Source organism: Streptomyces tendae (genome assembly GCF_008632955.1).
In the GTDB taxonomy this organism is placed as follows: Bacteria; Actinomycetota; Actinomycetes; order Streptomycetales; family Streptomycetaceae; genus Streptomyces.
The window spans coordinates 5,092,145-5,116,238 of record NZ_CP043959.1; the positions used below are offsets into that span (position 1 = coordinate 5,092,145).

Sequence of the window (24,094 nt, forward strand, 5' to 3'; positions counted from 1 at the left end):
TGCCGCGCGGAACTCATCGTTCGCGTCCAAGATCTTTTCCGCCGGCCCGTCCGCGCCGGCCGCGCGAGGGCCGGCGCGCGCCGGTTCAGGTGTCGTACCGCTGGATGCGGCGGCCGTGGCTCCGCTCGGTCAGGGCGGGCAGGCGCTCCCCCAGCTCTCGTACGGTCTCGGGGACGTCGACGGTGAGCAGGCGCCGGTCGCGCATGAGGATCCGGCCGTCCACGACGGTCGTGCGGACGTCGGCGGCGCGGGCGCTGTGCACCAGGGTCGCCGCCAGGTCGTGCACCGGCTGGGTGTGCGGGCCCGTGAGGTCCACGAGGACGATGTCGGCGCGGTGGCCGGGCGCGATCCGGCCCACGCTCCCGTCCAGGCCGACCGCGCGGGCGCTCTGCAGGGTGGCGTGATGCAGTGCCTGACGGGAGGTCAGCCACCGCGGGTCACCCTCCACGGACTTCTGGATCAGGGAGGTGAGCGCCATCGACTCCCACACGTCGAGGGAGTTGTTGGAGGCGGCGCCGTCCGTGGCGAGGCCGACCGGCACCCCGATGTCCCGCAGCGCCCGCACGGGCGTGGTGGTGGGCCAGGCGAACTTGAGGTAGCCGCGGGGCGCGGTCGCCACCGCCGTACGGCCCCCCGCCCGCTGCAGCAGCGGGAGATCGCTCTCGACGATGCCGGTTCCGTGGGCGATGAGCACGTCGGTGTCCAGGACCCCGGTACGGGAGAGGACCTCGACAGGGGTGACGCCGTGCCGGGCGAGGGAGGCCTCGGTCTGGTCGCGGTTCTCGGCCGCGTGCAGATGGACGGGCAGGCCGTGCGCGCGGGCCAGCTCGGCGGTGGCGGCGAGGTCGGCGTCGTTCACGGTGTAGGGGGCGTGCGGGGCGAGCGCGGTGGTGATCCGTCCGTCGGCGCTCCCCTGATGCCCGAGCGCGAACTCCAGGGACCGCTCGCGCCCGCCGGGGCCCTGGGAGGAGAAGTACGCCTCCCCCAGCAGCGCCCGCATCCCGCTCTCGGCGACCACCGGGGCGACCGCGTCCATGCCGAAGTAGTGGTCGGCGAAGCAGGTGACGCCGGCCCGGATCATCTCCGCGCAGGCGAGCCGCGCCCCGAGGGTGACGTCCCGCCCGGTGAGGTTGGATTCCACCGGCCAGACGACGTCGTTGAACCACTCCTCGGTCGGCAGGTCCTCGGCGAGTCCGCGCAGCGCGACCATAGGGGCGTGGGTGTGACAGTTGATCAGGCCGGGCAGCGCGACCTGCCCGCGCGCGTCGATCCACTCGTCGGCCGCCCGCCCGGCGACGGCCCCGGCGTCCGTCACCTCCGCCACGGCCCCGTCGCGCACCACGACGGCGGCGTTCTCACGGAAACCGACGCGTTCTTGATCGTCGTGCGTGAGGACGGTGCATCCGGTGATGATGAGCCCGGCGGGACTCTCCACGGCAGAAGGCGTCATCACGTCAACGTACGACGGGACCCTGACCCGGGGTGAGCCGAACCGCGACATCCCGTCGCGGCACTGTCGCAGGGCGGGCCGGGCGCGCACCCTGGCTCCGACCACGAGCCCGCCCACGGCTGAAAGGGGCCCGCCTTGCTCCTCGGCACCTGGAACCTGGAGAACCTGTACCGGCCCGGCGGCCCCTTCGGGCCCGGCGACGAGGCCGCGTACGCGTCGAAACTGGCCGCGCTCGCCGCGGTGATCACGGAACTGGATCCGGGGCTGCTCGGCGTGCAGGAGGTGGGCGACCCCGGCGCGCTGGAGGATCTCGCCGGACTGCTGGACGACGGCTGGCACGTCGCGCTGTCCGAGCACGCCGACAGCCGGGGGATACGGGTGGGGTTCCTCAGCCGTACGGAGCTGACGGTGGTCGCCGACACGGCCGTGTTCCCGGCGCGGATCCTGCCGGTGCAGGCGGACGACACGGGGCTGACCGCCGGGCGGGCCGGGCGGGGCTTCCTCGCGGTGGAGGTGGCGGGCGAGCGGGGGCCGTTGCGGGTGGCGGTCTGCCATCTGAAGTCGAAGCTGCTGACGTATCCCGACGGCCGTTTCCAGCCGCGCGACGAGGGTGAACGGGCCCGGTACGCCGCCTACGCGCTGTACCGGCGGGCGGCCGAGGCGGCGGCGCTGCGCGCCCTGGCGGACGAGCTGCTGGAGGGCGACGGGCGGGAACGGGACGTGGCCGTGCTCGGCGACCTCAACGACGAGGTGCAGGCGGCGACGACGCAGATGCTGCTCGGGCCGCCCGGCTCGGAGATCGGCACACCCGGGTACGACCGTCCTGACCGGGGGGACGCGTTCCGGCTGTGGGACGTGGCCCCGCTCATCCCCGCGGCGGAACGGTACTCGCGGGTGAACTCCGGGCGCCGGGAGCTGATCGACCATGTGCTGCTGAGTCACCGGCTGGTGCGGAGGGTGTCGGTGGCGGGGACGGGGCTGCCGGATGACGGGCCGCCCCGTCTGCCGTCCGTGGGGACGGATCCCGGGGAGCGGCGAGGGGTGGCGGGGTCGGATCATGCGCCGGTGTGGGTGCGGGTGGGGTGAACGCGGGGCGTTCCTCGCGGGGTTCGCCCCCTGCGGGGCGGGCTGCGCGAGATTGCGGGTGCCGGTTCGTGAGGGCTGGTCGCGCAGTTCCCCGCGCCCCTTCAGGGGGGCTCCGGCCACGGCGAAGGGGCGGTCACCGTCGACGCGCGACCGGCCCGGAACTCGTGAGGGCTGGTCGCGCAGTTCCCCGCGCCCCTTCAGGGGTCTCCGGCCACGGCGAAGGGGCGGTCACCGTTGACGACGCGCGACCGCGCCCCGGCCCTTCAGGGGCTCTCCGGCCACTCGTGAGGCGACCGGCCCCGGAACTCGCGGTCGCGCAGTTCCCCGCGCCTTCAGGGGGTCTCCGACCGCGTTGGCCGGGTGGTTGGTCTGGGCGTAGGGATGTGCGGGGGTCGAGGTGGGGGAGCTTGTTCTGGAGGGTGGTGAGGCTGCGTAGGTGGTGGGGGTCGAGGTGGCCGGTGTCGTCCAGGTGGACGGCGCAGGCCGTGATGGTGTCGACGAGCAGTTCGAGGGTCGTGGCGATCTCGTCGGCGCCGTCCGCGTGCCGGGCGAGCGGCGGGAGTTCGGCGGAGGCGAGGGCGATGGCGGTGCGGGCCTCGGCGAGGGTGCGGTAGGCCTCGCGACGCAGGGCCCAGCGGGCCTCGCGGTCCCCGGACTCCCCGAGTACGTGGGCGAGGTACTCCTGTGCGGCCCCGCTCGCCTCGGTGAGCCGGGCCCGGATGGCGTCGCCGCGCCGGCCCGGTGTCGGCAGGTGTCCGACGACCAGCACGATGGCGCAGGCGAGCAGGGTCTCGCCGATCCGGGCGAGGGACGCCTGCGGTTCGCCTCCCGCCATCACCAGCGCCAGCACGAGAACGGTGACGACGGCGGTCTGTGCGGCGAAGTGCCGGGTGGCGAGGGGGATCAGCGCCCCGCAGACGGTGACGACGGCGACGAGCCCGTCCGGCCGGGGCAGCACCGCGGCGAGCCCGGCGAACAGCAGGGCCCCGAGGACGGTTCCGGCGGCGCGGGACAGCACCCGGGAGGCGAGCGGCCCGAGGTCGGGCTTGACGAGGAAGACGGCGGTGGCGGGCAGCCAGTACCAGTGCTCGTGTTGCCCGTACCAGTGGGCGTGGTACAGCACCTGGGCGACGGCGGCGCTCACCCCGAAGCAGAGCGCCACCCGCATCCCGTACTCCCGGCCGCGTGCGCCGAGGACGGTCCGCAGGACGGCGGACCGGGACCGCCTGCGGCCGTGCAGCCGCCCGCCGTCGGCGCGGTCGAACGCCTCGGCCGCGTACAGGAGGGCGTCGTCCAGGGCGCGCAGACCGGGCGCGTGGCGGGAGGGGGCGGGCAGCGGACCGGTGGGTGCGCCGTTGCGTACGGCGGCGGCGAGGCGGCGCGGACCCTCGGAGGCGCGGTCCGGTACTTCCTGCTGTGCCCAGGCCAGCGCGGTCGCGGCCTCGGCGAGGGGCAGGGCCGCGGCGTACTGGGCGTGCAGCCGGCGTTCGGCCGCCGAGGAGGGGTGGCGGCGCAGCCGGGGTCCGGCGAGCGCGTCCTGGGCCTGGTCGAGGGCCGCGGTGAGCGCGGCCCGCCGTACGGTCGCCCGGTCCGAGCCCGCGGCGTCGAGGAGTGCGGCGATCGCCTCGTAGACCCCGGCGACGGCGGCGCGCTCCCCGTCGAAGCGCAGGCCGGACCGGAGGTCCCCGGCGAGCGTGTGGGAGGTGGGCAGCGCGAGCCGCAGCAGGAGCAGCCAGCCCGCGCCCGCGAGGAACGCGGACGCCCGCAGCCATCCCGGCTCGGGCAGCGGCATGCCCGCACCGACGGCGGCGCCGACCAGGAGCTGGGTGCCGACGGAGGAGCCGACGGGCCCCAGCGCGCTGATCCCGCCGGCCAGCAGGCCGAGGGCGGTGAGGAGCAGGGTGAGCGGCAGGGCGGGGGCGTGGTCCCCCGCGACGGTGCCGGTGAGCAGTCCGGCCGCGCCCGCGAGTGCGGGGGTCCCGATGCGGGTGACGGAGGTGCGGCGGCCGCCGGGCCGGTCGTTGATCCCGGCGAACATGGCGCCGATCGCGGCGACCACCCCGAGGGTGGGCCGCCCGGCGAGGACGGCGGCCAGCAGCAGCGGCCCGCCGCTCAGCGCCCCGCGCAGCAGCGCGCTCCAGGAGACCGGCCCGCGCTGGGACCGCAGGGCGTGGGCGAGCCACGGGGGTACGGCGGGGGAGGTGCGGGTCACAGGGCTCCAGTCGTCCGGTCGAGGCGGGGCGGGCCTTCGGGCGACGGTGGCCGAGCGGGTTGCCTGCCCCCACAGTAGGCCGTCCCGTGGGACGGAAGCGCACGAATGTGTTTCCGGCGTGTGCCATGACGGGCGGACGGCGCACCCACGCCCCGGCCGGTTCCGTCCGGGTCCCGTGGGGCCGGCGGCCCGCTCGGCCCCGCAGTATTCGCCGCGGACGCCCCGGCCGCTCTTCGAATTGGGCTGTTGGTGGGAAAGCCCGCTCTCCGCGCGCCCCGTCACACCTTTGCCCCTACGCTGCCGACATGGGGAGGCAAAGTCCGCGCCATTTCAGTTCGAGGAGAGCCGATGGCTGAACGCATTGCACCTGCGCGCCGACGCGGTTATCGCGAAGGCCTCGGCGGTGAGATGCTCGCTGAATTCCTGGGGACTTTCGTCCTGATTCTGCTGGGTATCGGATCCGTCGCCGTCGCACTCGTGGGTCTGCCCGGTTCCGGGCGCCAGTTCGTGGACTTCGGCCCGGCGAACTGGCTCATCATCTGCTGGGGCTGGGGCTTCGGCGTCATCTTCGGCGTCTACGTGGCGGGCGGCATCAGCGGCGCCCACCTCAACCCGGCGGTGACCCTGGCCTTCACCGTACGCAGGGATTTCCCCCTGAAGAAGCTGCCGGCCTACTGGCTGGCCCAGCTGCTCGGCGCCTTCGTCGCCGCCGCGCTCGTCTACGCCTGCTACCACTGGGCGATCGACGCCGCCGACGCGAAGGCGGGGCTCGCCCGCGACCAGTCGCTGGGCACCTATTCCATCTTCGCCACCTTCCCCGCGGAATACTTCGGGGATTCCTGGTGGGGTCCGTTGCTCGACCAGATCGTGGGTACGGGAATCCTGCTCCTGCTGATCTGCGCGCTCATCGACCTGAAGAATGTCGCGCCCCTGGCGAATCTCCACCCGTTCCTCATCGGACTGGTGGTCGTCGCCATCGGTATGACCTTCGGCACGAACGCCGGTTACGCCATCAATCCCGCGCGTGATTTCGGCCCCCGGCTGTTCACCTACTTCGAGGGCTGGGGCGACATCGCGTTGCCGGGCACGTTCGGGTGGTTCAGCAGCTACTGGTGGATCCCCATCGTCGGCCCGCTGATCGGCGGTGTCATCGGCGTGCTGGTGTACGACCTCCTCATCAAGCCGGTGATCAACGCCAGGGCACGGGCGATGGAGGCCCAGGAGGAAGGCCCGGCCACCGAGGACGTGTAGGTCCCCGGGCCCTGTGTCACTCACGAAAGGTGTCAGCGATGCCCGAATTCGTCGGCGCGGTGGACCAGGGGACCACCAGCACCCGCTTCATGATCTTCGATCATGCCGGTAACGAGGTGGCCAAGCACCAGCTGGAGCACCAGCAGATCCTGCCCCGTTCCGGCTGGGTCGAGCACGACCCGGTGGAGATCTGGGAGCGCACCAACACGGTGATCCAGAACGCGCTGCGCGACGGCGGCCTGACGGCCTCCGACCTGCGGGCCATCGGCATCACCAACCAGCGCGAGACGACCGTCGTCTGGGATCCGCGTACCGGCCGTCCGTACTACAACGCAATCGTCTGGCAGGACACCCGCACCGACAGCATCGCCGCCGCCCTCGAGCGTGACGGCCACGGCGACACCATCCGCCACAAGGCGGGACTGCCGCCGGCCACCTACTTCTCCGGCGGCAAGATCAAGTGGCTGCTGGACAACGTGGACGGGCTGCGCGAGGCCGCCGAGGCGGGCAACGCCCTGTTCGGCAACACGGACGCCTGGGTGCTGTGGAACCTGACCGGCGGCCCCAACGGCGGCATCCACGCCACGGACGTCACCAACGCCAGCCGCACCATGCTGATGAACCTGGAGACCCTCGACTGGGACGACGAGCTGCTCGGCATCTTCGGCATCCCCCGGTCGATGCTCCCGGCCATCCACCCCTCGTCGGACGCCGAGGCGTACGGCCAGGCCCGCACCTCCCGCCCGCTGGGCGCCGCCGTGCCGATCACCGGCGTCCTCGGCGACCAGCACGCGGCCACCGTGGGCCAGGTCTGCTTCTCCCCCGGCGAGGCCAAGAACACCTACGGCACCGGCAACTTCCTGGTGCTGAACACCGGCACCGAGCTGGTGCGCTCGCAGAACGGGCTGCTGACGACGGTGGCCTACCAGTTCGCCGGCAGCCCGGCGGTCTACGCGCTGGAGGGTTCCATCGCGGTGACCGGCGCGGCGGTGCAGTGGCTGCGCGACCAGTTGAAGATCATCGGGAGCGCCCCGGACAGCGAGCAGCTGGCGCGGTCGGTGGAGGACAACGGCGGCATGTACTTCGTGCCGGCCTTCTCCGGCCTGTTCGCCCCCTACTGGCGCTCCGACGCCCGGGGCGCCATCGTCGGCCTGTCCCGGTTCAACACCGGAGCCCACATCGCGCGGGCCACGCTGGAGGCGATCTGCTACCAGAGCCGTGACGTGGTCGAGGCGATGGAGCAGGACTCCGGGGTGCACCTGGACGTGCTCAAGGTCGACGGCGGCGTCACCGCGAACGACCTGTGCATGCAGATCCAGGCGGATGTGCTCGGGGTGCCGGTCAGCCGGCCCGTGGTCGCCGAGACCACCGCGCTGGGAGCCGCCTACGCGGCGGGGCTCGCCACCGGATTCTGGAGCGACACCGACGAACTGCGCTCGCACTGGCAGGAGTCGAAGCGCTGGGAGCCGCAGTGGAGCGAGGACCGGCGTCAGCAGGGCTTCCAGGACTGGAAGCGGGCCGTCGAGCGCACCCTGGACTGGGTCACGGTCGACTGAGCCGGCGGGCGGCGCTTCGCGGCCGGCGGGTCGGCGGGTCAGCGGTCGGCGATGTCCTCGCGGAGACCGTCGGAGAACTCCCACCACGACAACGGGAGCCAGTCGCCGTTGACGAAGGCGTCGACGGAAGCGCCGCGGCCGCGCACGGTCACGGTCGTGCCCGGGGGGGTGCCGGACAGCCCGGGCACGGCCACGAGCAGGGTTCCCAGCCTCTGAGCTGCCATCTCTGCTTGTTCCCCTTTCGTCGGGATGCCGGTCGCGGCGCCACGGAAGGGGGTCGGGCGTCGCACGATATTCGTCGGATATTACCGGCTTGCCCCGGTCGCCAGACCGGAGAATCATGAGATATCGGTCACGCGGGCCATCGGGAGGGGCGTCACTGCGGGACACGCACACCAACCGAACGGAGAACGCATCATGAAGGCCGTCGTGTACAAGGGACCGTTCGAGGTCGCCGTCGAGGACGTGGACAACCCCACGATCCAGCATCCGAACGACGTGATCGTCCGGGTCACCTCGACCGCCATCTGCGGCTCCGACCTGCACATGTACGAGGGCCGCACGGCCGCCGAGCCCGGCATCACCTTCGGTCACGAGAACATGGGCACCATCGCCGAGGTCGGCCCGGGCGTCACCTCGCTCAAGGAGGGCGACCGCGTGGTCATGCCCTTCAACGTCGCCTGCGGCTTCTGCCGCAACTGTGTCGAGGGCTTCACCGGCTACTGCCTCACCGTGAACCCGGGCTTCCCGGGCGGCGCCTACGGCTATGTCGCCATGGGCCCCTGGAAGGGTGGACAGGCGGAGTACCTGCGGGTGCCCTACGCCGACTTCAACTGCCTGAAGCTGCCGCCGGGCACCGAGCACGAGCAGGACTTCGTGCTGCTGGCGGACATCTTCCCCACCGGCTACCACGGCTGCGAACTCGCCCAGGTACGCCCCGGCGAGAGCGTCACGGTGTACGGCGCCGGTCCGGTCGGGCTGATGGCCGCGTACTCGGCGCTGCTGCGCGGCGCGAAGAAGGTGTTCGTGGTCGACCGGGTGGCCGAGCGGCTGCAGAAGGCCGAGGAGATCGGCGCCGTGCCGATCAACTTCGCGGAGGGCGACCCGGTCGAGCAGATCCAGGACCAGACCGAGGGCATGGGCACCGACAAGGGCATCGACGCCGTCGGCTACCAGGCCTCGGCGGGCGGCGGCACGGACCGCGAGGAACCGGCGACCGTGCTGAACTCGCTGGTCCGCACGGTCCGCGCCACCGGCATGCTCGGCATCCCCGGGCTGTACGTCCCGTCCGACCCGGGCGCCCCGGACGAGCAGTCCAAGCAGGGCATGCTGCTCGTCGCGGTCGGCAAGCTCTTCGAGAAGGGCCTGAAGCTCGGCACCGGCCAGTGCAACGTCAAGCGCTACAACCGGCAGCTCCGCGACATGATCATCGAGGGCCGGGCCAAGCCCAGCTTCGTGGTCTCGCACGAACTGCCGCTGGACCAGGCTCCGTCGGCGTACGACAAGTTCGACAAGCGCATCGAGGGCTACACCAAGGTGGTGCTGCACCCGTAACGGGCCACGGGTCCGTCAGGCCGGGCGGCGGGCGTACCGGTCCGTCGCCGCCACCAGGGCGTCGTCGCCGGTCGCGCCCGCGTCGTGGCCGGCGTCGTCGACGACGATCAGCTCGCTGTCCGGCCAGGCGTGGTGCAGCCGCCAGACGATGCCGAGAAGGTTGCCGAAGTCGAGGCTGCCCTGGACCAGGGTGCCGGGGATGCCCTTGAGGAGGTGGGCGTCGCGCAGGACGACGCCTTCCTCTCCCCCGTCCCCGAAGAAGTGGTCGTTGCCCCAGTAGTGGGTGACGGTGCGGGCGAAGCTCAGGCGGTACGCGGGGTCGCGGAACCGCTCGACGGAACCGGGCGGGGCGGGGATGATCGCCGTCTCCCAGTCCGTCCATGCCTGGGCCGCCCGGGCCCTGACCTCCGGGTCGGGTGACTCCAGCAGCCTGTTGTACGCGGCGGCCAGGTTGCCGGCCCGCCGGCCCTCGGGCAGTTCGGCGAGGAAACGCGCGTGTGCCTCCGGGAAGATCTGGCCGAGGCCCCGCGTCAGCAGGCCGACCTCCGCGGGGGAGCCGGTGGTCACGCCGGTCAGGACGAGTTCGGACACCACGCCGGGGTGCGTCTGCGCGTACCGCAGGCCCAGGGCCGAGCCGAAGGACACGCCCCACACCAGCCACCGCTCGATGCCCAGATGGGCGCGGAGCCGCTCCAGGTCGGCCATGAGGTGCGGGGTCGTGTTGACGCCCATGTCGGTGGCGGGGTCGGCCGCCGAGGGCTCCGACCGTCCCGCGCCGCGCTGGTGGAACAGCACGATGCGGTAGGCGGCGGGATCGAAGTAGCGCCGCAGACCGGCACCGGCCCCCGAACCGGGGCCGCCGTGCAGCACCACCGCGGGCTTGCCGCGCGGGTTCCCGCTGGTCTCCCAGTAGAGGCGGTTGCCGTCACCGACGTCGAGCATGCCGTGGTCGTACGGTTCGATCTCGGGATACCTGGCCATCGGGGCACCGTACCGCCACCGCGCCGGGCGTCTCATCCCCTTTACGTGGGGCTCAGTCCGGCCGCTTCGGCTGCCGTGCGCAGGACGTCCCGGAGCATCGCGGGGGTGAGCTTGCCGGTGAAGGTGTTGCGCTGGCTGACGTGGAAGCAGCCGAACAGACCGAGCGACGGCCCGTCGGCGGCGCCCAGCACCACGTGGGTGCCATGTCCGAAGGCGGGCCGCGGCCGGGGCACCGTCCAGCCGGCCTCGGCGAACGCGGGCAGCGCCGCCTGCCACCCGAAGGCGCCGAGGACGACCGCCGCCCGGACCGTCGGCCGGAGCAGGTGCAGCTCCTGCACCAGCCAGGGGCGGCAGGTGTCCCGTTCGGCCGGACTGGGCTTGTTGGCGGGCGGGGCGCAGTGCACGGGCGCGGTGACGCGGACCCCGTACAGCTCCAGTCCGTCGTCGGCGTGCGTGGAAGTGGGCTGGGAGGCGAGCCCCACGTCGTACAGCGCCTGGTAGAGCACGTCGCCGGAGCGGTCGCCGGTGAACATCCGGCCGGTGCGGTTGCCGCCGTGGGCGGCGGGGGCGAGGCCGATGATCAGAAGGCGCGCGTCCGACGGCCCGAAGCCGGGCACCGGCCTGCCCCAGTACGTCCAGTCCGCGAACGCGGCCCGCTTGGTGCGGGCGACCTCCTCGCGCCAGTCGACCAGCCGGGGGCAGGCACGGCAGCCGCTGATGCGCCGGTCGAGCCGGGTCAGGCCACGGGGATCCATGGCTCCACGGTAGGCGGCGGGCGGGTCGCACGGTCGCGGGCGCCCCTCCCCCGGCCCGGGTTGTCGGGCCCGCGCGGATGTCCCGCACAGGCCGCGGGGCGCTGGGGCTAAGGTCGGGAGCATGGTTGCGGAGGGTGCGCGGGACGACAAGGTGGCCGGTGCGGCCGGTGACGCGGCGGCGGACGGGCCCGCCGACGGCGCGGGGACGACGCCCGAGCCGGCGGACCCGAAGATCGCCGCGGCGGTGGCGGCCGCCGAGGCGGCCGGACCGCAGAACGGCGAGACCGTGCGGATCGACAGCTGGATCTGGGCGGTACGGCTGGTGAAGACCCGGTCCATGGGGGCGGCCGCCTGCAAGGGCGGGCACGTCCGGGTGAACGGCGAGCGGGTGAAGCCCTCGCACTCCGTGCGCGTCGGTGACGAGGTGCGGGTGCGCGTCGAGACTCGGGAGCGGGTCGTCTTCGTGAAGCGGCTGATCCGCAAGCGGGTGGGCGCCCCGGTGGCCGTCCAGTGCTACATCGACAACTCGCCGCCGCCCCCGCCCCGCGAGGCCGTCGCCCCGGCCGGTGTCCGCGACCGCGGCGCGGGCCGCCCGACCAAGCGCGACCGCCGGGAGATGGAGCGGCTGCGGGCGCTGGGCGGCCCCGGCCCGTTCGGCGGGTTCGCGGGTCCGGCCGCTCCCGGCTCCCCGTCCGCAGGAACGTCCGCAGGAACCGACGGACCCGGTGGACCCGCCGGACCCGGCGGGCGCGGCAAGCCCGGGGGCCGGGGCACGGGCGGCGGCAGCCGCAGGGGCCGGAACAGGTGAGCCCGGTGTCCCGCTGTCAGCCGCGGGACACCGGCACCGCCCTCACCCACATCCGGTCCTCGGTCAGGTACCGGTCCACCCTCAGCCCCTCCTCCGCGAGTGCGGCCTCGAACTGCTCCCTGGTCAGCGGGCGCGCCCGGAACGTCTGCGTCCAGGTCGCGTCCGGGAACACGTACTCCGCGTGTACCGAGTCGACGCCGTCACCCAGCGGCTCCACCGACACGATCCGCACCGTGAAGCCCGCCGGGTCGGTCCGCTCGCGCGGCACGTCGGTGTGGTAGTCCTCGCCCTCCCGCTGGATCAGCACGCACCCGCCCTCCGCCAGGTGCCGCACGCAGGTGCGCAGCATGCCCCGCCGCACCTCCGTGTCCCCCGTGTGCACGAGGAACGAGGCGAGCAGCACCACGTCGAACGTCTCACCGAGGTCGAGCCGCTCCACGGGGCCGCATATCGTCCGCGCCCCGCGGACGCGCCGCAGCATCTCGGCGGACTCGTCCACCGCCGTCATCTCGAAGCCGCGCTCCACCAGTGCGTGGGTCATCCGCCCGACACCGCTGCCCAGCTCCAGGATCCGCGCCCCGGCCGGCACCGCGGCGGCGACGACGTCCGGCTCCTCCCCCACGGGCAGCCGCTCGTACAGCTCCACCGCGCAGCCGTCCGGGGTGATCACCCCGGGCCCCGTCCCCTCATGGCCTTCACGCATCGTCGGTTTCATGTCTGTCGAACGGCCCGCGCCCGCACGCCCGTTCCCTTCCCCGCCGATTCCACCCGATCGAGTGAACGCGTGGTCCGGGGACGATTCCGGGAACCCGCAAGAAGAGGGACCGTCGGCGTGGACGGAGTGAGGATCGCGATGCGTACGGGCAGTGAACCGACGACCGCGCGGAGTCCGCTGCGGATGCGGTTCTGGCTCAGCGTGTGGGGTGGCGTCTGGACGGTTGCCGGGACGGTGGCGTTCGCGCTCGCGGGGTATCCGGGCTGGGCGCTGGCCTGCGGAATGCTGTTCCTGCTCGTCACGGCCGACCTGGTCCTCGTCCTGCGGCACATCCGCCAGGGCGCGCACTACCAGCCGGGACGGACGTCCCGCCGTACGAGCCGCCGGCGGACCGGCGCTGAGCCTCCAGGGCGAGGCGGTGTCGCCCGGACCCGTGTGCCGGCTCAGCCGTCGTCAGTCGTCGAAGCGGGCGGCCTTCAGGTACTCCGGGTTGGGGTCCAGTGCGGCCGCCAGCCGGAAGTGGCGCTTGGCGGGGTGGGGGCGGCCCTGCCGCTGGTAGGTGCGGGCGAGCGCGAAGTGCGCGAAGGCGTTGTCCGGCTCCCGCTCCAGGACGAGGGAGAACTCCAGCTCGGCGGGCCGCAGCTGGGCCGCCGCGAAGAAGGCGCGCGCCCGCAGCAGCCGGGCGGCCGTGTTCTCGGGGTGGACGTCGATGACGCCGTCGAGCAGCTTCACCGCGCCCCGCGGGTCCCGGGAGGCGAGCAGGTGCTCGGCGGCACGGAAGTCGATGACGTGCGTCTCCGGCGTACGTCCGGGCACACCACTGGTCTCGGGCACGGCGGAATCCTTCCCTCGCTGAACGGGATCAACGCCCCGGGCGGTGCCGGCTATTCCGACGGGGACGCCTGCGCGCGCCGGACCAGCTCGGCCCACACCTCCTCGACGCGCCGTCGCAGGGCGTCGAGGGGCACGTCGTTGTCGACGACGATGTCGGCGATCTCCCGGCGCTGCTCCCGGCCGGCCTGGGCGGCCATGCGGGCCCTGGCGTCCTCCTCGCTCATGCCGCGCAGCCGTACCAGCCGGTCGAGCTGGGTCTCGGGGCTCGCGTCGACGACGATCACGAGGTCGTAGAGCGGGGCGAGGCCGTTCTCGGTGAGGAGGGGGACGTCGTGGACGACGACGGCGCCCTCGGGCGCGGCCTCCTCCAGCTCCCGCGAGCGGGCGCCCACGAGGGGGTGCACGATCGCGTTCAGCCGGGCCAGCTTCTCCGGGTCGCCGAAGACCAGCGCGCCGAGGCGGGGCCGGTCCAGGCTGCCGTCCTCGGCGAGGATCTCCTCGCCGAAGGCCTCCACGACCGCGGCGAGGCCGGGGGTGCCCGGTTCGACGACCTCGCGTGCGATGCGGTCGGAGTCGATCAGCACGGCCCCGCGCTCCACGAGCAGCCGCGACACCTCGCTCTTGCCGGCTCCGATACCGCCGGTCAGCCCCACTGTCAGCATGGGCAGCAGCCTAGGCGCTGACGCCGGCACACGGTCCGGCGGGCGTCAGTTGTCGCCTTCCCGCTCGGCCAGGAACTTCTCGAACTCACGGCCGATCTCGTCCGCGGACGGGATGTCCACCGGCTCGGCCAGCATGTTGCCCCGGGTCGCCGCGCCCGCCGCTGCGTCGTACTGGTGCTCCAGGCCCTGGACGAGGGCGGTGAGCTCGTCGTCGCCCTCCCGGATCTGGCGGTCGATCTCGGTCTGGGTGCGCTGGGCGTCGGTGCGCAGCGCGTGCGCGACGCCGGGCAGCACCAGTCCGGTGGCGGCCGTGACGGCCTCCAGGGCGGTCAGGGCCGCGTCCGGGTACGGGGAGCGGGCGATGTAGTGCGGCACGTGCGTCGCGACGCCCAGCACGTCGTGACCGGCCTGCATGAGCCGGTACTCGACGAGGGCCTCCGCGCTGCCGGGGACCTGCGCCTCGTCGAAGGGGCTGTTGCTCACCGGGACGAGGTCGGTGCGGTTGCCGTGCGGCGTGATGCCGACCGGGCGGGTGTGCGGGACGCCCATGGGGATGCCGTGGAAGGTCACCGAGAGGCGCACCCCGAGGCGTTCCACGATCTGGCGCACGGCGGCGGCGAAGCGCTCCCACTCCACGTCCGGTTCGGGACCGGAGAGCAGCAGGAAGGGCGCGCCGGTGGCGTCCTGGACGAGCCGCACGGTGATGTCCGGCTCCTCGTAGTCGGTCCATCGGTCGCGGGTGAAGGTGAGCAGCGGGCGACGCGCCCGGTAGTCGACGAGCCGGTCGTGGTCGAACCGGGCGACGACCTGGTGGGGCAGCGAGTCGAGCAGCCGGTCGACGATCTGGTCCCCGGTCTCCCCCGCGTCGATGTATCCGTCGAAGTGGTAGAGCATGACAAGTCCGGCCGACTCCTGGGCCAGCGCCATGTCGACGACGCTCAGACCCTTCGGCTCCCAGGCGTACAAATCCCGCGGATCAAGCACAGTGACCGCTCCTCCTCGTGTTCCCACCACGACAACGTGGCACGAAGCACAGGCATTCCCGCGCCCCGGGAGCGCGGGAACTGCGCGCCCGGCCCCACCGCCCCGCGGCCGGCGCCGAACCCCCCGGGCAGCACTGAGGGGCCGCACCTCGAAAGGTACGGCCCCTCGGTTCAACCGCTATGCCTCAGCGGCGAGCGTTCAGCTCTGGCCACCCGCCAGCTTCTCGCGAAGCGCGGCCAGCGCCTCGTCCGAAGCCAGGGCGCCGGACTGGTCGCCACCCTCGGAGGAGTACGAACCGCCGCCACCGCCGGACGCGACCGGAGCGGCAGCCTCGCCACCCTCGGCAGCGGCCTTCTCGTCCGCCTCGCGGGACTTGATGACCTGCGCCTGGTGCTGCTCGAAGCGCTGCTGCGCCTCGGCGTACTGCGTCTCCCACGCCTCGCGCTGGGTCTCGTAGCCCTCGAGCCAGTCGTTGGTCTCGGGGTCGAAGCCCTCGGGGTAGATGTAGTTGCCCTGGTCGTCGTACGACGCGGCCATGCCGTACAGAGTCGGGTCGAACTCGACCGTCGACGGGTCGGCACCGAAGGCCTCGTTGGCCTGCTTCAGCGAGAGGCTGATGCGACGGCGCTCGAGGTCGATGTCGATGACCTTGACGAAGATCTCGTCGTTGACCTGGACGACCTGCTCCGGGATCTCCACGTGGCGCTCGGCCAGCTCGGAGATGTGGACCAGACCCTCGATGCCCTCGTCCACGCGGACGAACGCACCGAACGGAACCAGCTTCGTGACCTTGCCGGGCACGACCTGGCCGATCTGGTGGGTGCGGGCGAACTGCTGCCACGGGTCTTCCTGGGTCGCCTTCAGCGACAGGGAGACGCGCTCGCGGTCCATGTCGACGTCCAGGACCTCGACCGTGACCTCCTGGCCGACCTCGACGACCTCGGAGGGGTGGTCGATGTGCTTCCAGGACAGCTCGGAGACGTGGACCAGACCGTCGACGCCACCCAGGTCCACGAAGGCACCGAAGTTGACGATCGAGGAGACGACGCCGGAACGGACCTGACCCTTCTGCAGGGTGGTGAGGAACGTCTGGCGGACCTCGGACTGGGTCTGCTCCAGCCAGGCACGACGGGACAGGACCACGTTGTTGCGGTTCTTGTCCAGCTCGATGATCTTGGCCTCGAGCTCCTTGCCCACGTAGGGCTGGAGGTCGCGGACACGGCGCATCTCCACGAGGGAGGCCGGAAGGAAGCCACGGAGGCCGATGTCGAGGATGAGACCACCCTTGACGACCTCGATGACGGTACCGGTGACGATCCCGTCCTCTTCCTTGATCTTCTCGATGGTGCCCCAGGCACGCTCGTACTGGGCGCGCTTCTTCGAGAGGATCAGGCGGCCTTCCTTGTCCTCCTTCTGGAGAACAAGGGCCTCGATCTCGTCACCGACGGCGACGACCTCGTTGGGGTCGACGTCATGCTTGATCGAGAGCTCGCGGCTCGGGATAACGCCTTCGGTCTTGTAACCGATGTCGAGCAGGACCTCGTCCCGGTCGACCTTCACGATGACGCCGTCGACGATGTCGCCGTCGTTGAAGTACTTGATCGTCTCGTCGATCGCGGCGAGGAAGGCTTCCTCGTTACCGATGTCGTTGACCGCTACCTGCGGGGTGGTGGCGGTGGTCTCGGTGCTGCTCGTCATGTGGGAAAGGGCTCCGGTACGGACATTGAAGTCGTAGGTACTGCTACGCCGGAGCCCGTTTCGCTCTGCAGAAGCCGGACAGCCAAGGAAGCGCCACGAAAAACCGGTGACGCCTCGACAACCGAGGGGACATACATACAGATGCGAGCGCAGCCTGCTACGTCTGAGGTGCGCAGGCCCGCAGCGCAACTTGTAGCATACGGGGGCGGCCGGGCAGGGTCAATGCGCGAAGCCGCCCACCGGGGGCGGATCGCCGCATAACCGGCACAACTGCCGTCTCCCGAGGCCACGCAGGGGTGAAGAAGACCCCCTCGGCGACACACCGGGGACCCGGCTGGACGGAAGAGTACGACGAGGGAGCCCATCATCCAAGAGCCCGAAGTCCCCGAACCCGAGGCGACCCGGCGGCAGGCCGGGGTCACGGAGAGCTCCCGGGCCAACCGGGGCTGGTGGGACCGCAACGCCGACGAGTACCAGACCGAGCACGGCACCTTCCTCGGCGACGACCGTTTCGTGTGGGGCCCCGAGGGCCTGGACGAGGTGGAGGCGGAGCTGCTCGGCCCGCCGGAGGAGCTGAAGGGGCGCGACGTCCTGGAGCTGGGCGCCGGCGCGGCGCAGTGCTCCCGCTGGCTGGCCGCGCAGGGCGCCCTCCCGGTCGCCCTGGACATCTCCCACCGCCAGCTCCAGCACGCGCTGCGCATCGGCGGGGCGTTCCCCCTGGTGTGCGCGGACGCGGTCGCCCTGCCCTTCGCCGACGGCTCCTTCGACCTGGCCTGCTCGGCGTACGGCGCGCTGCCCTTCGTGGCCGATCCGCGGCTGGTGCTGCGCGAGGTGCGCCGGGTGCTGCGGCCGGGCGGGCGGCTGGTGTTCTCCGTGACCCATCCGATCCGCTGGGCGTTCCCAGACGAGCCGGGCCCGGAAGGGCTGAGCGTGTCCGGGTCGTACTTCGACCGCACGCCGTACGTCGAGCAGGACGACAGCGGGAACGCGGTGTACGTGGAGCACCACAGGACGCTAGGGGACCGGGTGCGTGACGTGGTCGCCTCCGGTTTCCGGCTGGTGGACCTGGTCGAGCCGGAGTGGCCGGCCTGGAACACCTCCGAGTGGGGCGGCTGGTCCCCGCTGCGGGGCAACCTGATCCCCGGTACGGCGATCTTCGTGTGCGCGCGGGACTGAGCGCGTGATCCGTCAGGACGCCCTGGAGTCCCTTCCCGTACGCGAGGCCCTGCCCGGGCTCGCCGGCGCCCTCGACTCGCACGGCACGTCCGTGCTGGTCGCCCCGCCGGGAACGGGCAAGACGACCCTGGTGCCGCTGGTGCTGGCCGGTCTGTGGGGCGCGGGCCCCGCGCGGCGGGTGCTGGTCGCCGAGCCGCGGCGGATCGCGGCCCGCGCGGCGGCGCGGCGCATGGCGTGGCTGCTGGGCGAGCGGGTCGGCGGGTCGGTCGGCTTCACGGTGCGCGGGGAGCGGGTCGTAGGCCCGGACACGCGCGTGGAGGTCGTCACCACCGGTGTGCTGCTCCAGCGGCTGCAGCGCGACCAGGAGCTGGCCGGCGTGGACGTCGTGATGCTCGACGAGTGCCACGAGCGGCATCTGGACGCGGACACGGCGGCGGCCTTCCTGTGCGACGTGCGCGAGACGCTGCGGCCCGACCTGCGGCTGGTGGCCGCCTCGGCGACGACGGACGCGGAGGGGTGGGCCCGGCTGCTGGGGAACGCGCCCGTGGTCGAGGCGCGGGGCACCGCGCACCCCGTGGACGTGGTGTGGGCGCCGCCCCCGCGCGCGGTGCGCCCCCCGCACGGCATGCGGGTGGACCCGGCGCTGCTCACGCATGTGGCGGCGGTGGTGCGCCGGGCGCTGGCCGAGCGGGACGGCGACGTGCTGGTGTTCCTGCCGGGGGTCGGGGAGATCGCCCGGGTGGCCGGGCTGCTGGGCGGCCTGGCCGGGGTCGACGTCCTCCAGGTGCACGGCAGGGCGCCGGCCGCAGTGCAGGACGCGGTGCTGTCGCCCGGGGAGCGGCGCCGGGTGGTACTGGCGACGTCGGTCGCCGAGTCGTCGCTGACAGTGCCCGGTGTGCGGGTGGTCGTGGACTCGGGTCTCGCCCGCGAGCCCCGAGTCGACCACGCGCGCGGGCTGAGCGCCCTGGCGACGGTACGGGCCTCCCGGGCGGCGGGGCGGCAGCGGGCGGGCCGCGCCGGACGTGAGGCCCCGGGCGCGGTGTACCGCTGCTGGGCGGAGGCCGAGGACGGACGGCTGCCGTCGTTCCCCTCCCCCGAGATCAAGGTGGCCGACCTGACGGCGTTCGCGTTGCAGGCGGCCTGCTGGGGCGATCCGGACGCCTCGGGGCTGGCGCTGCTGGACACCCCGCCGGGCGGTGCGATGGCGGCGGCCCGGGACGTCCTGGCGGCGATCGGCGCCGTACGCCCGGACGGGCGCCCCACGGAGCGCGGCACCCGTCTGACCCGCCTCGGCCTGCATCCGCGTCTGGGGCGGGCCCTGACGGACGCCGCACCCCGGGTGGGTCCCGGCCTCGCGGCCGAGGTCGTCGCCCTGCTCTCCGAGGAGCCCCCGCGCGACTACGGCGACGACCTCGCCGTCGCGCTGCGCGCCGCGCGCCGCGGCGGTGACGGGTACGCGGCCCGCTGGCGCACGGAGGTGCGCCGGCTGCGCCGGGCGGCGTCCGAGGCGGGCGGGACCGTGCTCGGCGGCGGGACAGCAACCGCGTCCGCGGGTGCGGGAGCCGGTGCGGGCGGTGGAAGCGGTGCGGTGCCGGGCGCCGGGACCGGGGCGGACGAGCGTGCGGCCGGTGTCGTCGTGGCGCTCGCGTTCCCCGAACGGGTGGCGCGGGCGGAGGGCGGGTCGTACCTGATGGCGGGCGGGACCCGGGCCGAGGTGGGGGCGGCGTCCGCGTTGCGCGGGACCGAGTGGATCGCCGTCGCCGTGGCCGACCGTCCCGTGGGGCGCGGGCACGCGCGCGTCCTGCTGGGGGCCGCCGTCGACGAGGGCGTGGCCCGCTGGGCGGCGGGGGCGCTCGCGGAGCGGCGCGAGGAGGTGCGCTGGGCCGACGGGGACGTGGTGGCGCGGCGCGTCGAACGGCTCGGGGCGGTGGAGCTGACCGCGCGGCCGCTCACGGACGCCGACCCGTCGCTGGTGCGCGCCGCGCTGTTGGACGGGCTGCGGCGGGAGGGCTTCGGGTTGCTGCGGTGGCCGGCCGGGGCGGACGTCCTGCGGCAGCGGCTGGCGTTCCTGCACGCGCGACGGGGCGCGCCCTGGCCCGACGTGTCCGACGAGGCGCTCCACGCGCGCGTGGACGAGTGGCTGGAACCGGAGCTGAGCCGGGCGCGGCGCCGGGCGGACCTCGCCCGGATCGACGCCGGGCAGGCGCTGGCGCGGCTGCTGCCGTGGGCCTCCGGGGACGCCGCCCGCCTCGACGAGCTGGCGCCCGAGCGGATCACGGTGCCCAGCGGGTCGGCGATACGGATCGACTGGTCCGACCCGGAGCGGCCGGTGCTGGCCGTGAAGCTCCAGGAGATGTTCGGGCTGCAGGAGTCACCCACGGTCGCCGGGGTGCCGCTGCTGGTCCACCTGCTGTCCCCGGCCGGGCGGCCGGCCGCGGTGACCGCCGACCTCGCGTCCTTCTGGCGGGAGGGCTACCAGCAGGTGCGCGCCGAACTGCGCGGCCGCTACCCCCGGCACCCCTGGCCCGAGGACCCGGCGTCGGCCCGGCCGACCCGCCACACGAACGCACGGCTGCGCCGGTGAGGGCCCGCACGCGCGCGGGGCGGTGAGGCGGGACGACACCGCCCGCTCACCACGGTGAGCGGGCGTCAGGGCGTCAGGGCGTCGGGGTTTCCATCGGGCTCGGGTCCGGGTCGGAGGAAGGGTCCGGTTCCGGGGACGGAGTGTCGGCCGGGGCCACGGTCAGTTCCACCGTGAGGGTCGCGCCGCCCGCCGTGGTGAGGCGGAGCAGGAACGTGCCGGCGGCGTCGTCCGCGTACAGCTTCGGCAGGGTCAGCCGGCCGTCCGCGTCCGTCCTCAGACCCGTCAGGGTGCGGACCGCCTTGCCGTCGGCGTCCTTGAAGAAGGGACCCTTGTCGTTCTCGGTGGGGTCGTCGGCCGACGTGACGAGGGTGGCGGCGACGGCGACCTTGCCCGCGGCCTCGCCCCGGTAGGTGGCCCTCACCTCGACCGGCTCGGCGAACTCGCCGCCCGGCACGCACGTCAGCGCCTTCTCGCCGGTGCGGACGAGCGCGTCGGCGGCCCGCTCGGTGACCGTGGCCTTGTAGGCGACCCCCTTGACGGAGCGCCCCACGACGGCGGCCTGGACGGCGAACGCGCCGGTCTTCTCCCCCGCCAGCAGCGCGGGCGCCACGGCGACACCCGACGCGTCGGTGACGACGGTCGCCACGCTCTCGCCGCCGGCGAAGGTGGTGTCGGTGTCCCCGGCGATCGTGAAGCGGATCCGTACCTTGGCCACCGCCTTGCCCGCGTCGGTCTCCGCGCGGGCGCTGATGCGCTCGGCGAAGGTGTGGCCCGCCATGGCGGTCAGGCTCGCCGTGCCGGCGTGCTCCAGGCGGCCGACCGTGTCGGTGGGCGTCGGCGGGGTGGTCGCCGGCGGCGTGGTGGGCGGCGCGCTCGGGCCGCCGGGGGCGGGCGAGGTGGGGGTGGGCCGGGAACCGGAGGGCTTGCCGGGCCGGGTGCCGGGCCTGGCCGGCGGGGTGGTGCCCGGGGCCGACGGAGTGATGCCGGGGCGCACGCCGTCGTCGCTGCGGTCCACCGGCAGGCTCCCGCTGCCGTCCGGGATCTCGTGCGTGCCCTTGCGGTAGAACTCCAGCCACGACAGGACGGTGTTCAGGTAGTCCGTGGAGTTGTTGTAGCTGAGGATCGCCTTCCTCAGGTCCTTCGGCTCGGACAGGTCCCAGTCGAAGCGGCACAGGTAGTGACCGGCTGCGAGGGCGGCGTCGTAGACGTTGTTGGGGTCCTTGCGGCCGTCGCCGTTGCCGTCGCGGCCCGCCCACTCCCAGGTGGAGGGGATGAACTGCATGGGGCCGACGGCCTGGTCGTAGGTGGCGTTGCCGTCGTAGGCGCCGTTGTCGGTGTCCTTGATGAGGGCGAAGCCGTTGCCGTCGAGCTGGGGGCCGAGGATCGGCGAGACGGTGGTGCCGTCGGCGGTGACCCGGCCGCCCCGGGCCTGGCCGGACTCCACCTTGCCGATGGCGGCGAGGAGTTGCCAGGGCAGGTTGCAGCCGGGCTTCTTCTCGCGCAGCGCGGCCTCGGCCTTCTTGTAGGCGTCGAGGACGGTCGCGGGTATGCCGGCCTCCGTGGCGCCCTGGGCACCGGTGCCGGTCTCCGAGCCCACGGAGGGCGACGGGTTGGGGCTGCTGAGCGGAGGGAGGTCCGTGTAGTACGGCGAGTTGCCGGTGGCGCTGTCGTCGCCGTCGACGGTCGCGTCGGGCACGGACGTGGCGTCGCCGGTGTTCTGTCTGCCCTGGTCGTCGACCGTCACGCCGGGAGCCTGGGACGCGGACAGGGCCGCCACCGCTGCCGCGGCCACGGCGGTGGTTGCCGCTCCCTTGCGCAGCCTCCTGCCGAATTGCGCCGCCATAGAGTGAACCCCTCCCGTGGGCGCTGTCGGCGCCCGTCACCGTGTGCTGTGCCCGCCCTGTTGTGACGATCCGTGCGCCCCGCCGGTTGCCTTGTTGTGCGCCACCGGCTCGGCGACCCTCGCGACCCTACGACAACTTGCTTTGCGCGGACACCCGTTGCTGCCCGATATTCACCGGTTGGCCATCTCTTCGACGGCCAGGTCCGCGGTGTGGCGGCGCGCTCTGCCGAATACTGGGTGCGCCGATCACCGGGGCCGCCGGCCGACGCGCCCGCCGACCGTCCCGGCCAACCCCTGCCGCGAGGAGTCCCGTTGCCGTTCACACTCAGCCACGCGGCGGCGGTCCTGCCCGCCGTCCGCACCGACGGAGGCGGACGGGGCCCACTGGTCCCGGCCGTGCTGGTCGCGGGCAGCTTCGCACCCGACATGACCTACTACGCGGCAAGTGCGGTGCCGGGGGCCATGGAGTTCGGTGACGTGACCCACGCGGCCTGGGGCGTGTTCACCGTCGACGTGGTCATCGCCTGGGTGCTGGTGGGGCTGTGGCTGCTGGTGCGGGAGCCGCTGGTGGCGTTGCTGCCGCGGGCGCGCCAGGGGCGGGTGGCGGCGCTGACGCGGTGCGGTGCGCCCCGGGCGCGCGTACGGCCCTCCCTGGTGGCGCGCTGGTACGTGTCGGCGGTGCTGGGGGTCGCGACGCACGTGGTCTGGGACGCGTTCACCCATCACGACCGGTGGGGGACGCGGCTCGTCCCGGTGCTGGGCGAGGAGATCGGGGGGTCGCCGGTGTACTGGTACGCGCAGTACGGGAGTTCGGCGGTGGCCGCGGTGGTGGTCGCGCTGTTCGTGGCGCGGGCGGTGCGCCGCGCGGTCCCCGCGGCCACGGGGGCCTCGGGGGTGCCGGTGCTGTCCACGGGCGACCGGTGGAGGGCGCTCGCGCTGATCGGCGGCTGCGCGCTCGTGGCGGCGGCGCTGCGGGCTTCGCGGTGGTGGGCCCACTGGGGCTCCGTCGCGAAGCCCTACGAGCTGATTCCGACCGTGTGCTTCGGCGCGGGCGCGGGGCTGGTCCTCGCGCTGCCGGTCTACGCCGTGGCCGTCAGGGCGTGGCGTCCGGCCCCGGCCACGGAGGGCCCTGCGGACGCGGATACGCGGCGGCCGGACCGTACGGCCGCACGCTGAGCGTCTCGCTCGCGGCGACGAACACGGTGACCGTGCGGACCGGGCGGGGCCGGGGCAGCAGGGTGAGGACGAGGGTGAGGTAGGCGCGGGCCAGCTCGGCCCACAGCCGCCACGGTGGCTGCTCGGTCCCCCGGCCCGGGGCGGTGGGGGTGCGGCCCGTTCTCCAGCGGCCGTCGGTGAGGCGGCGGCCGAGGTGTGCGGCGGCGTCACGGAGTCCGGTGGTGAGACCGGTGGGGATGCGGGCGGTACTTGCGGCGGCCGCGAAGACCGGGACCGGCGGAAACGTCTTGGGGGTGGGTCCGTCGGATCCGGCCCGCGGGGGTGCCGCTCTGCGGTGAAGCATGCGTATACCCATGCATGGCATGCTGTCCGCCCACCTCGCCGACGGCTCCCCTGCGAGGGCCACGCGGGTGAAACCCCCACGTGCCCGGCATACGCCCCGCCGCCCGCCAGGACGACGCCCGGCTTGGATGCCGGCTCCCGCCACGGAGCCCTGCTTGCTCGCCACCAGGCCCAAGGCTCACGACGCCCAACCGGTGTCCGAGACACCCGGTGACCGGTCGGGCTCCGGCGCCCCACCCACCTGCCAGGCGCCCCCGCAGCCGGAGGTTCGGAGCGCCTCCGCCGCATTCTCACGGCGGCCGGCAGGCGACGGACCACGCGGCCGAGCGGCCCGTACGGACCACCTTGCAGCCGGGGGCCGCCGGGGCCGTCGCCCGCGCACGGCGGGGCGGGCCGATCGGACGCCCGCCCGATCGGCCCACCTTCC

20 protein-coding genes and 1 pseudogene are annotated in these 24,094 nt (G+C 73.6%); 9 read left to right on the forward strand and 12 right to left on the reverse strand.

All coding sequences use genetic code 11. The annotated features are described in order from the left end of the window. Nucleotides 1–85 precede the first annotated feature (85 nt). Entirely contained in the window at nt 86–1,450 is a 1,365-nt protein-coding gene (locus F3L20_RS23480) for an amidohydrolase (protein ID WP_206338816.1), read from the reverse strand. A 135-nt stretch (nt 1,451–1,585) separates the two neighbouring features. Between F3L20_RS23480 and F3L20_RS23485 the strand changes: the two genes are divergently transcribed. Further along, a complete protein-coding gene (locus F3L20_RS23485) occupies nt 1,586–2,536 on the forward strand; it encodes an endonuclease/exonuclease/phosphatase family protein (protein WP_150156044.1) in 951 nt (316 codons plus the stop codon). A 133-nt stretch (nt 2,537–2,669) separates the two neighbouring features. Here F3L20_RS23485 and F3L20_RS23490 read toward each other — a convergent pair whose 3' ends face one another. Continuing rightward, the gene (locus F3L20_RS23490) at nt 2,670–4,748 is read right to left on the reverse strand and encodes an FUSC family protein (protein ID WP_150156045.1); all 2,079 of its coding nucleotides are present in this window, start codon (nt 4,746–4,748) and stop codon (nt 2,670–2,672) included. 348 nt (nt 4,749–5,096) lie between these two features. Between F3L20_RS23490 and F3L20_RS23495 the strand changes: the two genes are divergently transcribed. Continuing rightward, complete coding sequence (locus tag F3L20_RS23495) at nt 5,097–5,999, forward strand: MIP/aquaporin family protein (protein ID WP_145825213.1); 903 nt, start codon at nt 5,097–5,099, stop codon at nt 5,997–5,999. Between the two features lie 38 nt (nt 6,000–6,037). Beyond that, entirely contained in the window at nt 6,038–7,555 is a 1,518-nt protein-coding gene (glpK, locus tag F3L20_RS23500) for a glycerol kinase GlpK (protein ID WP_145825214.1), read from the forward strand. Between the two features lie 38 nt (nt 7,556–7,593). On the opposite strand, the gene F3L20_RS23505 is transcribed toward glpK, so the two are convergent. Then, nucleotides 7,594–7,779 carry a hypothetical protein gene (locus tag F3L20_RS23505; RefSeq protein WP_150156046.1) on the reverse strand — a complete coding sequence of 62 codons (186 nt, stop codon included), beginning with the start codon at nt 7,777–7,779 and terminating at the stop codon, nt 7,594–7,596. A 193-nt stretch (nt 7,780–7,972) separates the two neighbouring features. Here F3L20_RS23505 and F3L20_RS23510 point away from each other — a divergent pair, with 193 nt between their 5' ends. Then, on the forward strand, nt 7,973–9,109 hold the full coding sequence (locus F3L20_RS23510) for a glutathione-independent formaldehyde dehydrogenase (RefSeq protein ID WP_150156047.1): 1,137 nt from the start codon (nt 7,973–7,975) through the stop codon (nt 9,107–9,109). Nucleotides 9,110–9,124: 15 nt separating this feature from the next. On the opposite strand, the gene pip is transcribed toward F3L20_RS23510, so the two are convergent. Both pip and F3L20_RS23520 read right to left on the reverse strand, forming a co-directional pair. Beyond that, nucleotides 9,125–10,090, reverse strand: coding sequence for a prolyl aminopeptidase (pip, locus tag F3L20_RS23515; RefSeq protein ID WP_150156048.1), 966 nt, complete (start codon nt 10,088–10,090; stop codon nt 9,125–9,127). Nucleotides 10,091–10,131: 41 nt separating this feature from the next. Then, nucleotides 10,132–10,845 carry a uracil-DNA glycosylase gene (locus F3L20_RS23520; RefSeq protein ID WP_150156049.1) on the reverse strand — a complete coding sequence of 238 codons (714 nt, stop codon included), beginning with the start codon at nt 10,843–10,845 and terminating at the stop codon, nt 10,132–10,134. A gap of 121 nt (nt 10,846–10,966) precedes the next feature. Between F3L20_RS23520 and F3L20_RS23525 the strand changes: the two genes are divergently transcribed. Continuing rightward, nucleotides 10,967–11,653 (forward strand): RNA-binding S4 domain-containing protein, encoded by a 687-nt coding sequence (locus tag F3L20_RS23525; protein WP_150156050.1) that lies wholly within the window; start codon nt 10,967–10,969, stop codon nt 11,651–11,653. A gap of 16 nt (nt 11,654–11,669) precedes the next feature. On the opposite strand, the gene F3L20_RS23530 is transcribed toward F3L20_RS23525, so the two are convergent. Next, nucleotides 11,670–12,368 carry a class I SAM-dependent methyltransferase gene (locus F3L20_RS23530; protein WP_150156051.1) on the reverse strand — a complete coding sequence of 233 codons (699 nt, stop codon included), beginning with the start codon at nt 12,366–12,368 and terminating at the stop codon, nt 11,670–11,672. Between the two features lie 138 nt (nt 12,369–12,506). Here F3L20_RS23530 and F3L20_RS34905 point away from each other — a divergent pair. After that, nucleotides 12,507–12,769: pseudogene (locus tag F3L20_RS34905) on the forward strand (DUF6343 family protein). Nucleotides 12,770–12,821: 52 nt separating this feature from the next. Here the strand turns inward: F3L20_RS34905 and F3L20_RS23540 are convergent. From F3L20_RS23540 to rpsA, 4 genes are all read right to left on the reverse strand, one after another. Further along, complete coding sequence (locus F3L20_RS23540; RefSeq protein WP_150156052.1) at nt 12,822–13,202, reverse strand: tetratricopeptide repeat protein; 381 nt, start codon at nt 13,200–13,202, stop codon at nt 12,822–12,824. 50 nt (nt 13,203–13,252) lie between these two features. Then, a complete protein-coding gene (gene coaE / locus F3L20_RS23545) occupies nt 13,253–13,864 on the reverse strand; it encodes a dephospho-CoA kinase (protein WP_150156053.1) in 612 nt (203 codons plus the stop codon). A gap of 45 nt (nt 13,865–13,909) precedes the next feature. Continuing rightward, nucleotides 13,910–14,848 carry a PAC2 family protein gene (locus F3L20_RS23550; RefSeq protein WP_150156054.1) on the reverse strand — a complete coding sequence of 313 codons (939 nt, stop codon included), beginning with the start codon at nt 14,846–14,848 and terminating at the stop codon, nt 13,910–13,912. 198 nt (nt 14,849–15,046) lie between these two features. After that, nucleotides 15,047–16,546 carry a 30S ribosomal protein S1 gene (rpsA, locus tag F3L20_RS23555; RefSeq protein ID WP_150156055.1) on the reverse strand — a complete coding sequence of 500 codons (1,500 nt, stop codon included), beginning with the start codon at nt 16,544–16,546 and terminating at the stop codon, nt 15,047–15,049. Nucleotides 16,547–16,909: 363 nt separating this feature from the next. Here rpsA and F3L20_RS23560 point away from each other — a divergent pair, with 363 nt between their 5' ends. Both F3L20_RS23560 and hrpB read left to right on the forward strand, forming a co-directional pair. Further along, entirely contained in the window at nt 16,910–17,722 is an 813-nt protein-coding gene (locus F3L20_RS23560) for a class I SAM-dependent methyltransferase (protein ID WP_150156056.1), read from the forward strand. Between the two features lie 4 nt (nt 17,723–17,726). After that, the gene (gene hrpB, locus F3L20_RS23565) at nt 17,727–20,306 is read left to right on the forward strand and encodes an ATP-dependent helicase HrpB (protein ID WP_150156057.1); all 2,580 of its coding nucleotides are present in this window, start codon (nt 17,727–17,729) and stop codon (nt 20,304–20,306) included. 73 nt (nt 20,307–20,379) lie between these two features. Here hrpB and F3L20_RS23570 read toward each other — a convergent pair whose 3' ends face one another. Beyond that, nucleotides 20,380–22,149, reverse strand: a complete 1,770-nt coding sequence (locus tag F3L20_RS23570) for a lytic transglycosylase domain-containing protein (RefSeq protein ID WP_150156058.1) — start codon at nt 22,147–22,149, stop codon at nt 20,380–20,382. 312 nt (nt 22,150–22,461) lie between these two features. Here F3L20_RS23570 and F3L20_RS23575 point away from each other — a divergent pair, with 312 nt between their 5' ends. Next, on the forward strand, nt 22,462–23,325 hold the full coding sequence (locus tag F3L20_RS23575) for a DUF4184 family protein (RefSeq protein WP_150156059.1): 864 nt from the start codon (nt 22,462–22,464) through the stop codon (nt 23,323–23,325). Here the strand turns inward: F3L20_RS23575 and F3L20_RS23580 are convergent. After that, on the reverse strand, nt 23,243–23,680 hold the full coding sequence (locus F3L20_RS23580; protein ID WP_206338817.1) for a hypothetical protein: 438 nt from the start codon (nt 23,678–23,680) through the stop codon (nt 23,243–23,245). The genes F3L20_RS23575 and F3L20_RS23580 overlap by 83 nt on opposite strands. Nucleotides 23,681–24,094: the final 414 nt, after the last annotated feature.